General features: G+C 54.9%; 5 protein-coding genes. 2 read left to right on the forward strand and 3 right to left on the reverse strand.

Annotated features, from left to right (window positions below):
- Positions 1-5 precede the first annotated feature (5 nt).
- The 3 genes from BUB55_RS03730 to BUB55_RS03740 all read right to left on the reverse strand — a co-directional run bounded on the left by BUB55_RS03730 (position 6) and on the right by BUB55_RS03740 (position 2,558).
- Complete coding sequence (locus BUB55_RS03730; RefSeq protein ID WP_073188337.1) at positions 6-455, reverse strand: hypothetical protein; 450 nt, start codon at positions 453-455, stop codon at positions 6-8.
- Positions 456-629: 174 nt separating this feature from the next.
- Positions 630-2,141 (reverse strand): M23 family metallopeptidase, encoded by a 1,512-nt coding sequence (locus BUB55_RS03735; protein ID WP_073188339.1) that lies wholly within the window; start codon positions 2,139-2,141, stop codon positions 630-632.
- A gap of 6 nt (positions 2,142-2,147) precedes the next feature.
- On the reverse strand, positions 2,148-2,558 hold the full coding sequence (locus tag BUB55_RS03740) for a hypothetical protein (protein ID WP_073188340.1): 411 nt from the start codon (positions 2,556-2,558) through the stop codon (positions 2,148-2,150).
- Between the two features lie 421 nt (positions 2,559-2,979).
- Here BUB55_RS03740 and BUB55_RS03745 point away from each other — a divergent pair, with 421 nt between their 5' ends.
- Positions 2,980-10,308, forward strand: coding sequence for a tandem-95 repeat protein (locus BUB55_RS03745; protein WP_083596858.1), 7,329 nt, complete (start codon positions 2,980-2,982; stop codon positions 10,306-10,308).
- 211 nt (positions 10,309-10,519) lie between these two features.
- On the forward strand, positions 10,520-13,357 hold the full coding sequence (locus BUB55_RS03750; protein WP_143152888.1) for a hypothetical protein: 2,838 nt from the start codon (positions 10,520-10,522) through the stop codon (positions 13,355-13,357).
- The last annotated feature ends 2 nt before the right edge of the window (positions 13,358-13,359 follow it).

Below are 13,359 nucleotides of genomic sequence, written 5' to 3' on the forward strand. Positions count from 1 at the left end.
GAGGATTAGAACTGTTCGAGCTGGGTATCGAACTTGTACTTTTCTTTGTAGTAGCTGACCATTTCTTCGCTGTTCCTGAAGGCTCCGTTGCGGAGGGCTTCGCGGACTTCGGGGTCGGTGCGCATCATCTTGCGGATTTCGGTATCGATGTCCTTGAAGAAGAGGTCGTTGGACGCCATGGCAACATGATTCTGGTTGTAGTTCATGTTGTAGCGACGTTCGAGCGTCTGGAACAGTTCCGTCTGGCAGGCGTTTTCGGGAGGAATGCGCTTGGCTACAGGCAAGTAGCACTTTTCGATGTAGGCCTGCTTCATCTCGACGATCATGTTGTCGATGGCGGGGATGTTGCGGTCAGAGTCGTGGCTGGCGAGTTCTGCTGTCGGGGTCTTGATGCCAGAGCAGCCGGCCAAAAGTGCGGTTGCGATGGAAAGTGTAGCAATAAGGCTAATTTTCATTTTGTTTTTTATCTCCATAAATACTCTCACATCCCGCACTCAAAGTTATTTATTTGAGGGTGTTTTGGCACTGGTTTGATGTAACTTTTGAGAAACAAAAGAAAAAAAACAGTTTAATTTCGTGGAATTTGTGACGGTTGTCACTATTGTTCTGCGGAACCACCGTGACGCCCGTCACGGGGAGCTCGGCTTGAACATGTAGAACCACTTTATGGGGTCAATTACTTTGTACTTAACGTTGCCGATCCGCTTGTTGCCGTTTTTGCTGATGAGACCTGTGACGATGTGCGCGTGAGGCCCTGTGGTGTGGCCAGTCGTGCCGACGGTCGCGATGGGGTCGCCGGGCATGACTTCTTGCCCATCCAGGTATAGCAGCTGGTCGCAGTGCATAAAGATGACCACGTCCTTTTCGCGCACGAGCCCTATGATGATGCCGCCGCGTTCGTCCTTGCTGGTCCATGCCTTAGCGGCGAACGGGGCGAGTATGCGGGCGCCCTGGCGGCTCGCGAGGTCAATGCCGTTGTGCTGGCGTTGGTTCTCGGAGGCAAATTCGTGGTAGAATTCGGTAATATAGGCGACGCTGTCAGAGACGATGGTGGTCCAGTATTTCCAGGCGGCGCCAATGGAGTCGGCGGCGGCCTTGCTCAGGTTGTCGGGCCTTGAGAACTTGATGACGGTGCCTTCGGGCGGGTAGATGAGGTTGTTCTTTTCCCATGCCTTGTAGGCGTAGCCGTTTTCGGCCATGGTCTCTTGGATGTAGCGTTTGAGCATTTTGTCGTTTGTGATGACCGCGTTGAAACGCCCGATGGCGTAACGGGCGATGCGCTGCACCGTCTCCTTGCCGTCGAATGTGTATTCAAAGGAGGGCGCCACCGAGAGCTTGTCTCGCTCGGCAAAACGGTCGCGCATGTTCGAGACGTCCATGTCGATTTTGGTGGGGTACACGAACGGGAGCAGCACGATGACAATAAAAAAGAGGAAGAACAGCTTGACAAAAATTTTGGGGAGCCCGTCGAGCGGGTTTTTGCGCAAAATTTCGGCCTTGCTCAACAGCGCGAGAGCCTCGTTGAATTTTTCGGGGGATTTTTTCCAGTCCAGGTCGCGGAATTCCTTGGATTTCGAGAAACTGCGCTTGATCGCCTTGTATGTTCTGGGGTACACCTTTTTGTTCGGCATCCCCTTGAGGAGCCACAGGAGCGCTGCCTTTTGCAGGGCGGGGGAGTCCTCCACGTAGGCGGCCGCGGCCTCGATCGCGCTACCGCCAATCACTACGGCCTTGGCTATGTGGAATATGTATTCGTGGCAGGCGCCGGGTTCGTCGCCAGGCAAAAGCGCCACCATGTGGGGCGCCTTTTTTTTGAGAAGCTCCAGGTTATGGTAAAACTTGCGGAAGGCGTCCTCGCTCTTGTTTACCGGCGAATAGCCGCCAAAGCTCCAGCCCTGTCCCTGCAGCGCCTCGAGTTGCTTGATGTCGTCCTCGGTCAGGTCCCTTTCAAAGAGCGTGTTGACCGTGATGCCCGTGTTGCCGTCCCGTTTGGCGGTCAGGTCGAACAGAACAAAACGCGCACCGGCGTTTTGCACCAGTGCGAATTGTTCCAGGGCTTCGTAGTCGGCATCTTCGCCGGGGAAGGCGAAGATCGTCAGCCCACCCTGATTGTACAGGTAGTCCAGAACCCTGCGCTGCATAAAGGCTTAAGCCTTGGCGTTGCCCCTGGGGTAAGAGAATCCTGCGGGGGGAGCGGCGACGAACTTGTCGATTTGGAGGTAGAGTTCCTCGGCGCTGGCGCTCGGGTTGAAGTAGATTTCCTGGTTCCTGTTCTGGCTTCTGCCCTTGAGCGGTTCGCTCTTGCGGCTGCGGCTCACGATGCCGAGCGGGAGCACTTCCAAAAGCGGGAGCAGGCCAAAGTAGCGGAACAGGCTGAAGTTCTTTTGCCAGGTGGAGCGTTCGGCCAAAATGGCGAAAGTGCCCTCGAAAATGGACTTGGACTGCAGCAGATCGTCGCTGGTCATGGTCACCAGTTCGTGGTTGGTGGGGAAATTGTTCACGAAGTTGACGAGGTCGCCCTTGAGGTAATTGGCGTCGCAAAGGAATACGAATTTCATTGTTTTACCTGTTTTGTTGTTGTTTTTGTCAAAAATAACTCTTTCGGGGGGCGCTGTCACTCCAAAACGCCCCCCCGCGGGGACGCCCTCCTCAAAAAACTACGGTTTTTACAAAAAATTTACAATGGAGTGCCGTAGGTCTCCCAGTGGAACTGTCGGGTGGAGGAGGGGAGTTTTGTGTTTACAGAATTGGGATTTCGTAAGTCGTTGAATGTCAACGACTTACGTTTTTTGACCAATTTTTAATTTTCAAAATTGCCGTTTTTCTGCAAAAAAACAAGATTTTTGTTTAAATCGTGTAAAAAAAGGGCTATATTTGGTGACTGTTATCACACATAAAAATTGCAAGTGTGTTTATTGTTTTTTGCATTGAGTGCGAAATGATGAATTCCTTGTCGATGGTATTTATGGGAGATCATAAATGAAACGAATGAAATGGACCCTGACTGCACTTGTGGCTTCTGCCGGTTTGCTTGCGACTGCTGTAATTGCGCAAGACCAGAATGCGGCCGCGGCTACAGAGAATAACGCCCCGATGGTAAATGGTATTCCGGGTGAATCTATTCAGGAGGGCGGAAAATTCGCCCCGATCAAATTAGACAGCTATGTTTCTGACGACATGGACAAGCCGGACAAACTCAAGTGGTCCGTCTCGGGCAACAAGAGCCTGAAGGTAAGTATCTCGAATGATCGCGTGGCCACCCTGACTGTGCCCAGCCAGTACTGGAATGGCGAAGAAAGCATTACTTTTGCCGCCACTGACTCGAAGGGCGCTGTCGGTTCCGAAACGGTGACCTTCACGGTCGAATCCGTGAACAACCCGCCGGTCGTGTCCGCAATTCCGGACCAGACCATTGACGAAGGAAAGCAGTTCCAAAAGATCAAGCTCGACGATTTCGTGAACGACCCGGACCACCCGAAGGACCAAATTCTTTGGGAATTTGACATCCAACCGGTGGGCAAGGTCCAAGCTGACGGTGACCTCAATGTGGAAATCGACCCGAAGCGCGTAGCGACCATCATCATCCCCGACGAGAACTGGTTCGGTGCCGCCAAGATCACGTTTATCGCGACCGATGGCGAATACGCGAGCGACAAGAAGACGGCCACCTTCACGGTGAACTCGGTCAACGACTCTCCGATTATCCAGAAGATCCCCGACCAGGTCATCGAAGAAAAGAACGAATTTGAACAAATTAGCCTGTCCGACTTCGTTGCCGACGTTGATAACGACGTGTCTACGCTCAAGTGGACCGTTTCCGGCAACAAGGACCTGAAGGTCGACATCGACAAGTACGGCTCTGCAAACATCAAGATTCCGAACGAATACTGGAACGGTTCTGAAACTCTCACCTTTACCGCAACCGATCCAGCAGGTGCGGCCGTCAGCACGAAGGCGACCTTTACCGTGAAGTCCATCAACGATCCTCCTGAGTTCGTCAAGGACGTCCAGGACCAGACGATCGACGAAAAGCAGGAATTCAAGCCCATCGATCTCAGCGCTCTCGTCAAGGACCCGGACCACAAGTTCGAACAGCTCAAGTGGACTGTTTCCGGCAACAAGGACCTGAAGGTCAACATCAACGGCAAGACCGCAACTATCGTTATTCCTAACAAACTCTGGAACGGTTCCGAATCCATCAAGTTCAAGGTTTGCGACCCGGCTGGCGCCTGCGCCGAATCCGAGAACAGCTTCACGGTGAACTCCGTGAACGACAAGCCTGAATTCACGAAGCCCCTCCAGGGACAGACGATCGACGAGAAGAAGACCTTCGCGAAGATCAAGCTCGACGAATACGTGAAGGATGCCGACCACAAGAATTCCGAACTCTCCTGGGAAGCTGATGTGAAGCACCAGGGCAAGGAACCGGAATGGGGCACGCTCAATGTGAACATCGACGAAACCCGCACCGCTTCCATCGAAATTCCTGACCCGCACTGGAACGGCTCTGCCGACGTGACCTTTACCTGCACCGACCCGGAAGGCGCTTCCATCAAGCAGAAGGTGACCTTCACCGTGAAGTCCATCAACGATATTCCGGTGTTCAAGAAGATTCCGGACCAGACTGTCGAAGAAAAGTCCGAGTTCTCTTCCATCGTTCTCGACGAATACGTGAGCGATGCCGACCACGATCTCTCCAAGCTCAAGTTTGAAGTTTCCGGCAACAAGGATGTCAAGGTCAACATTAATAATAAGACCCGCGAAGTTTCTTTCAAGACTCCGAGCGAACTCTGGAACGGTGCCGAAACGATCACCATCGTTGCGACCGACCCGGAAGGTGGCAAGGCTTCTTCTTCCTTCAAGCTCGCTGTTAAGTCTATCAACGATCCTCCGATCATGAAGGATATCCCGGAACAGACCATCAAGGAAAAGGGCCTGTTCAAGGATGTCGAACTTGACAAGTACGTCGAAGACCTCGACCACGCCAAGGACAAGCTCAAGTGGACCATCACCGGCCAGCGTGAACTCAAGGTGGCCGTCGATGGCAACCGTGTCATGAAGGTCACTCCGCCGAGCCCGCAGTGGAACGGTTCCGAAACGCTCACCATCAAGGTGACCGACCCGGAAGGCGCTACCGATGAACGCTCCGTCGCCTACACGGTCGAATCCGTGAACGACGTTCCTGAATTTACCAAGCAGGTTCAGCCGCAGACTATCAAGGAAAAGGGCCAGTTCCAGCCGATCAAGCTCGGCGAAATGGTTCGCGACCTCGACAACAAGCTCTCTGACCTCCAGTTCGCGGTTGACGTGAAGTCCACCAAGGGCAAGGAAGCCGGCCTCACTGTCGAAATCGACGCCCAACATGTCGCCAAGATCAACATTCCGAACAAGTTCTGGAACGGTGCCGACGAAATCACGTTCACCGTGACCGACCCGGAAGGTGCCAAGGCTACTTCGAAGGCTCTCTTCACGGTGCAGTCCGTGAACGACGTGCCGACTCTCAAGAAGATTCCGGACCAGATGATCGAAGAAAAGGCTCAGTTCGCTCCGATCAATCTTGCTGAACTTGCCGCTGATGCTGACCATGCCTTCAAGGATTTGAAGTGGACGGTCACTGGCAACAAGAACCTCAAGGTTGAAATCGGCAAGGACGGTGTCGCGAAGATTTCGACTCCGGGCCCGATGTGGAACGGTTCCGAAAAGCTCACCTTCACGGTGACCGACCCGGAAGGCGCTTCCGCCAAGTCCGATGCCGTGTTTACGGTGAAGTCCATCAACGACCCGCCGGTACTGAAGGAAATTGCTAACCAGACCATCAAGGAAAAGGGTGAATTCAAGACGATCGCCCTCGATGATTACGTGTCTGACCTCGACCACGACAAGAACCAGCTCAAGTGGACGTTCAGTGGTCAGAAGGATTTGAAGATCGCCATGGATGCAAAGCGCGTCGTGACGGTTACGCCGCCGACCAAGTTCTGGCACGGTTCTGAAACGGTGAAGTTCACCGTGACCGACCCGGAAGGCGCTGCCGCTCATCGTAGCGTGACCTTCACGGTCGAATCCATCAACGATCCTCCGACTTTCACCAAGCCGATCAAGGATCAGTCCATCCAGGAAAAGCGTGAATTTGCGATCATCAACCTCGCCGATATCGTGACGGATCCGGACCACAAGCCGGAACAGCTCACCTGGAGCTTCGACGTGAAGCCGGGCAAGGGCTCTCCGAAGGGTTACGCTCCGAAGCTCTCCGTGAAGGTTGACGACAAGCGCATGGCTCGCATCGTGATTCCGGACAAGTTCTGGAACGGTTCCGAACAGATTACGTTCAACGTCGTTGACCCGGATGGCGGCAAGGCCAGCTGCACGGCGACATTCACGGTGCAGTCCGTGAACGACGCTCCGACAATCGGTAAGATCGAAGACCAGGTCGTCGCCGAAAAGGCTTCGTTCAAGGACTTCAACCTCGCCGAAATCGTGAAGGATCCGGATCATCCGTTTGAAAAGCTCAAGATTGAAGTTTCCGGCAACAAGGAATTGAAGGTCTCCATTGGCAAGGACGGCAAGACTAAGGTCTCTACGCCGAACCCGATGTGGAATGGCACCGAGAAACTCACGTTCACCGTGACCGACCCGGAAGGCGCTTCTGCCAAGGCTACCGCATCCTTCACCGTGAAGTCCATCAACGACCCGCCGGTCATGAAGGACATCGCCGACCAGACTATCAAGGAAAAGGGAAGCTTCAAGTCCATTGCTCTTGATAACTTCGTCGAAGATCTTGACCATCCGAAGAATAAGCTCAAGTGGAAGATCGAAGGTGCCAAGGAACTCAAGGTTGCCATGGACGCGAGCCACAACGTGACGGTCACTCCGCCGAACCCGAACTGGCACGGTTCCGAAACGGTGAAATTCACCGTGACCGACCCGGAAGGTGCTGCTGACAGCAAGAGCGTGAAGTTCACCGTCGAATCCGTGAACGACGCCCCGGTCTTCGTGAAGGAACTCAAGGACCAGTCTATTGACGAGAAGAAGCAGTTCCAGCAGATCAAACTCGCCGACCTCGTGAAGGACCCGGACCACAAGATTTCTGAACTCGCGTGGAGCTTCGACGTGAAGCCGATCAGCGCTGCCGCTCCTGCCAAGAAGGGCAAGAAGGGAGCTGCCGGAAAGGCTCCTACCGGTGAAACTCTCAAGGTGACGGTCGACAAGAATCAGGTGGCTACCATCGCTATCCCGAACAAGTTCTGGAACGGTGCCGCGAACATCACGTTCACCGTGACTGACCCGGAAGGCGCCAAGGTTTCCAAGACCGCCCGCTTCGAAGTCCGTTCTATCAACGACCCGCCGAAGATTTCCGAAAGGGCTCCGCAGGGTGAAACCGTCCGCGAAGGCGGCCGCTTCAAGACTATCGATCTCGCTAGCCTCGCTGAAGATCCGGACCATCCGGCTTCCAGCCTCAAGTGGAGCATTTCCGGCAACAAGCAGCTCAAGGCCGATATCCGCAAGGATAACACTGTGATTGTCTCCGTGCCGAATGACCAGTGGTCCGGCAAGGAAACGCTGACCTTCACGGTCACCGACCCGGAAGGTGCTTCTGCCAACCACAGGATGACCTTCGAGGTGACCCGCGTGAACGATCCTCCTGTTCTCGCGAAGAAGATTCCTGACCAGAAGATCAAGGAAAAGGAATCCTTCAAGCAGATCAAGCTTGACGAATACGTGAAGGACCCGGATAACAAGCCGAGCGAACTCAAGTGGACCGTTTCCGGCAACAAGAAGCTCAAGGCTGAAATTTCTCCGAGCCGCATCCTCACGGTGTCCGCTCCGAATCCGCACTTCTGGTGCGCTCCTGAAACCATGGTCCTCGAAGTCAAGGACCCGGATGGCGCTGCGACCTCTCAGATGGTGACCTTCGAAATCACCTCCGTGAACGACGCTCCGGTGCTGAAGGATATTCCTGGCCAGAAGATCAAGGAAAAGGGTCAGTTCAAGGATATCGACCTGAACAAGTATGTGAGCGACCCGGACCACAAGAACGAACAGCTCAGCTGGGAAGTGAAGATCGCCAAGGTTGGCGGTGCTGCTCCGGCTCCGAAGAAGAAGGCTCCGCCCAAGAAGCCCGCCAAGAAGGGTAAGAAGGGCGCTAAGGAAGAACCTGCTGCCGAGGAAGCCCCGGCTCCGGTTCCGGCTGACGACTTCCAGGTCGAAATCGACAGCAAGAACATTGCCCATATCAAGATTGCTAACAAGTACTGGCATGGCGAACGTAACGTGACGTTCACGGTGAAGGATCCGGAAGGCGCTTCTGCTTCCAAGACGGTGAACTTCCTCGTGGAATCAGTGAACGACGCTCCGGAAATCAAGCAGATTCCTATCCAGAATATCCAGGAAAAGGAATCTTTCAAGCCGCTTGACCTGGCCCAGTTTGTTTCCGATCCTGACCATCCGATTGGCGCCCTCAAGTTCAGCGTGGGTCCGACCCGCTTCCTGAAGGCCTCCGTCAACAACAAGAACCAGCTGATCGTTTCTACTCCGGACAAGTTCTGGAACGGATCTGAAAAGATCAAGCTCGACGTGGTTGACCCGGAAGGTGCGAAGGCTTCCGTCCAGGTGGTCTACGAAGTGACTCCGGTGAACGATCCTCCGACCGTGAAGAACATTGCTGGCCAGAAGATCAAGGAAAAAGAGAAGTTTGCTCCGATCGATCTCTCCAAAGTTGCCGAAGATCCGGATAACAAGCCGAATGAACTCAAGTGGAGTGTTTCCGGCAACAAGGACCTCAAGGTCGATGTGAAGGGATCCCGCGCTATGGTGCTGACTCCGAACCCGAACTGGAACGGCAAGGAAACCTTGACCTTCACGGTGAAGGATCCGGCTGGTGCAAGCGCTTCTACAAAGGCTACCTTCGAGGTGATTCCGGTGAACGATCCTCCGACCCTCAAGCCGGTCCAGCCGTTCGTCATCGAAGAAAAGAAGACGTTCGCTCCTGTCGACTTCAGCAAGTTCGTGAGCGATCCGGACAACAAGCTTGAAGAACTCAAGTGGACTCTCGACGATGCCACCCCGGGTTCCGCTTCTGCCGGAAAGGGCAAGAAGGGCAAGGGTGCCGCAGCGAAGGGTCCGACCGTCAAGCACGAAATCATCTTCAATATCGACGAGAAGGGCGTGCTGACTGCCGAAGTGCCGAACAAGTACTGGAACGGTACCGAAACGGTGGCTGTGAACGTGTTCGACCCGGCCGGCGAAAAGGCCAGCGTGAACGTGAAGTTCACGGTGAAGCCTGTGAACGACCCGCCGGTCGTGAAGGAAATTCCGGGCCAGGAAACGCTCGAAGGCAAGTCCTTCAAGCCGATCAAGCTCGACCAGTATGTGACCGACCCCGACCACAAGCCGCATGAAATCCGCTGGAAGGTCACGGGTGCCAAGAACCTCGAAGTCATGATTTCGGGCGGCCGCGAAGCCGTAATCAAGCCGAAGAAGGCCGATTGGTTTGGCGAAGAAACCCTCGTGTTCACCGCTAGCGACCCTGCCGGTGGTACCGACAAGGCTGTTGCCAAGTTTGTGGTGAAGCACGTGAATGCCGCTCCGGTGATGCGCGATATTCCTGACTACACCATCAAGGAAGACGACCACCAGGGTGTTCTCGCCGTGATCAAGCTTGACCAGTTTGCCCGCGACAAGGACCATCGCTTTGACGAACTCAAGTGGACCTTCACCGGCAACAAGTACCTGCAGGTGACCCATGACAAGTTCAAGAAGACTGTGACTATTTCCCAGCCGCACGAAAACTGGAACGGCAAGCCGGAACGCATCACCTTCACGGTCACCGACCCGGATGGTGCCAAGGCCAGCAAGTCCGCCCTCTTCACGGTGCTCCCGGTGAACGATCCTCCTGAGGCCAAGGCGCAGACCTACATGACCCAGGAAGGCGACCCGCTCAAGGTCTCTGCCTCTGACGGTCTTATGTCTGGCGTTACGGATCCGGATGGCGAAAAGCCGGTGTCCGTCCAGCTGGTCCAAAAGCCGCGCAACGGTAAGATTAATCTGAACGAACGCGACGGTTCCTTCGAGTACGTCCCGAACAAGGGATTCTCCGGCCTCGATGAATTCTCCTTCAAGGTGAAGGACCCGGGTGGAGTCTACTCCAAGGTTGTGACAGCCGAGATCAACGTCACCTTCAAGATGAAGGACCTCCGTGGCAATTCTTCTCCGAAGCCTGAAGCCAAGAAGGACGAGCCGAAGGACGACGATGAAGACAAGGCTCCGGCCAACGGTAAAAAGAAGAAAGGCAAGAAGGGCAAAAGGAGGTAGTCTCTAACGCCCCATGCTTGAATTTAAAATGCTCCCGCCATGGCGGGGGCGTTTTTTTTCGGGACTATTCGCCTCGAATTGCGGCTCTTGCGTTGAGATTTTTTCATCGCAAATTCCTTTGAAAAAGGGACTTTTTGAGATTTTTCGCTTTCCAGGATATACCTTTAAAGAGCTGATGGACCCTTGTGGGTCCTTTTAAAAGTGGGTGTTTATGGTTACAAAAATCCTTAAAGTTTTGATTTTGACCTCTTTGGGCATGGGGCTTTGCGGAACCGCGTTTGCGGCGGCGGCAGAGTCCGAATTCTCCTGGAGCAACGTGTGCATGGGTGGCGGCGGTTTTGTATCGGCGGTCGTTGCGTCGCCTGCTGCCGAGAACCTCTTTTACGCGCGTACCGACGTAGGCGGCGCCTACCGTTGGGAAGAAACCTCCAAGTCCTGGGTCTCGATGATGGATTGGGTCGATGTGACGGAACGCGGGCTCTTGGGCATTGAAGCCATTGCCGCTGACCCGAAGGACGGCGACAAGGTCTACATGATGGCTGGCACCAGCTACTGGAACAACGGACGATCGGCGTTTTTGCGTTCCGGTGATCGCGGCAAGTCGTGGGAAGTGCTTTACACTTGGGACTCGACTGGCGAAAAGGGCGGCGTGGTGACCCGCTTTGGCATGCACGGCAACGGCATGGGTCGCGGTAACGGCGAGGCCTTGGCCGTTGACCCGAATAATACCGACATCATGTTCTACGGCTCCAAGAACAAGGGCCTCTGGAAATCGACGGATAACGGTTCGAGCTGGAGCCATGTGGATGCGTGGACGACCGCTGCCGGGAGCGACACCACTTGGAACGGCTCGGGCTTTAGCTTTGTGACTTTTGCACCGGGATCTTCCAAGGTGCTTTACGCCGGTTTCCTCCGCGAAGGGACGACCAAAAACAAGACCTTTGAAAACGTATTCACTTCGACGGATGGCGGAGCCTCCTGGAAGGCGATTCCGATTCCCGATGCCTTGCGCACGACGGCGGGCGGCGGCATTGTTCGCCTGATGCCGCAACGCGCCGTAGTCTCGAAGGACGGCAACACCTTGACCATTACGTTTGCCGACGGTGCAGGGCCGCATGCCATGGCGTGGGACGAAGGCTGGGGCCCCATTTGGGATGGATTTGGCCGCGGTGCGGTGCTCCAGTACGACGTGGCTGCCGCCACTTGGAAGGACGTTTCTCCCGAAGACTACATTGACGACGGCAACACGACTGTTTCCGAATTCGACCAGACTTCTTACGAGAACGCGGATAGCTCCTACAAGTTTATCGCCCCCTATGGCGGTATTACCATCAATCCGAACGACAGCAAGGAAATGGTCGTGACTACCGAGGGCTATCGCGGTCCGCAGTTCTGGTACGCGGATACGGACGACGGGAAAGGCAAGTGGAGCGACCAGTGGGGCTCCAACATTTTCCACACGACCGACGGCGGCGAAACCTGGGTGGCGAGCTTCAAGTACTATTGGATGGAAGGCGGCTTTTACCCGACTACGCAGCAGATGGATGCGAACGGCATCGGCTGGATGCACAACGGCTCCATTCACTGGGCGGGGAGCGTTGTCATGGACCCCAATAACCATGAACGCGTCTTTGTGACTTCGGGTAACGGCATTTTCCGCACCGACAATTTAAGCGATTATGTGTATAAGGAAGCTGAAAATTCCTGGGAGGAGCCGACCCTGACCATGAACCAGGTGTGGCATTTTAACGCCCACGGTGTTGAAGAGACGGTGCCCTTCGAGGTGGTGAGCATTCCGGGCGGTCCCATGATTTCGGTGATCGGCGACTACGACGGGTTCCGCCATGAAGACATTACCAAGTACCCCGCCAGCCGCCATGTGACGGAAGTTCCTGGTGTCTCGACCTCGCTGGGGACTACCACCGGCCTTGCCTACGCCCCAAAGAAAGGAACCTTGGTGAAGGTGACGGCGACGCGCGAGTACAAGGGCCAGTATAGCAACATTCCCATAGACCCAATCCAGATTTCCAACGACTCCGGCCGCACTTGGACGGTTTCGGCTTATGGAAAATTGTCTGCGGATTTCGCCGAAGGCACTGCTGCCATTTCTACCGATGGTTCTGTGGTGCTTTGGGTGCCGGGCAAGGGCTCGACTACCGTGTATCGTAACGAAAGCTCCAACTGGGACGAGGTCACGGGCATTACTGCAAGTGCGTTCGTGGTGGGCGACCCCGAGAATGCGGATGTGTTCTATGCCTACGACCGTACCACGGGCAAGTTCTACAAGAGTACGGACAAGGGTAAATCCTTTGCTGAGGTTTCGGCTCCTGGCGTAAGCAACTTCAAGAAGTTCCGCGCCATTCCTGGCTTTGAAGGCGACTTGTGGATCCCGGTTGCGGTGCAAGACGAAAATGGCAACCCGAAGGACGGTTCACTTTTGCATTCGACGGATGGCGGCAAGACCTGGAGCAAGGTCGAGGGCGTCGGTTACTGCGAAGCGGTGGGCTTTGGCGCTCCGAAGGCGAAGGGTGGCTACCCGGCCATTTACGTTTATGCCCTGGTCGGCAAGACGATGGGTGTTTTTGGTAGCGACGACAAGGGCGCCACCTGGGCCCGTGTGAACGATGACGGCCATGAATATGGCGGCCTTGCAAACGGCGAGTTCGTAATGGGCGACATGAACACCTACGGCGTGGTTTACATGAGTACGGCCGGTCGAGGCATTGCGGTTCGTGTCCCCAGTGACTGGAATATGGGATCGTCGAACTCTGGCGGGACAACGGTTGTCAAGGCGCAACCCAAGGGTACTTTCGCAAACCCCACGGCGAGCGTCAAGTATGTGGGAGGGAACCTTGAACTGCACTTGGAGAGCGCCAACGTCCGTGTGTCGGTATTCGACATGCACGGCCGCGAGATTTCTTCCAAGAGGTATAGCAGTTCTGTGACGCTTCCGCTCAAGCAGATTGTGCCTGCTCGCGGTAATTACCTTGTGCGCGTGGATGACGGAAAGCGTCTCCTGTTCAATAACCGCGTGATAGTGACGCGCTAAAT

The organism is Fibrobacter sp. UWP2 (genome assembly GCF_900141705.1).
In the GTDB taxonomy this organism is placed as follows: domain Bacteria; phylum Fibrobacterota; class Fibrobacteria; order Fibrobacterales; family Fibrobacteraceae; genus Fibrobacter.

Excerpts from the sequence above, each read along its gene's own strand:
- BUB55_RS03745 (WP_083596858.1), top strand. The coding sequence starts at position 2,980 with ATGAAACGAATGAAATGGACCCTGACTGCACTTGTGGCTTCTGCCGGT.
- BUB55_RS03740 (WP_073188340.1), bottom strand. The coding sequence starts at position 2,558 with ATGAAATTCGTATTCCTTTGCGACGCCAATTACCTCAAGGGCGACCTC.
- BUB55_RS03735 (WP_073188339.1), bottom strand. The coding sequence starts at position 2,141 with ATGCAGCGCAGGGTTCTGGACTACCTGTACAATCAGGGTGGGCTGACG.
- BUB55_RS03750 (WP_143152888.1), top strand. The coding sequence starts at position 10,520 with ATGGTTACAAAAATCCTTAAAGTTTTGATTTTGACCTCTTTGGGCATG.
- BUB55_RS03730 (WP_073188337.1), bottom strand. The coding sequence starts at position 455 with ATGAAAATTAGCCTTATTGCTACACTTTCCATCGCAACCGCACTTTTG.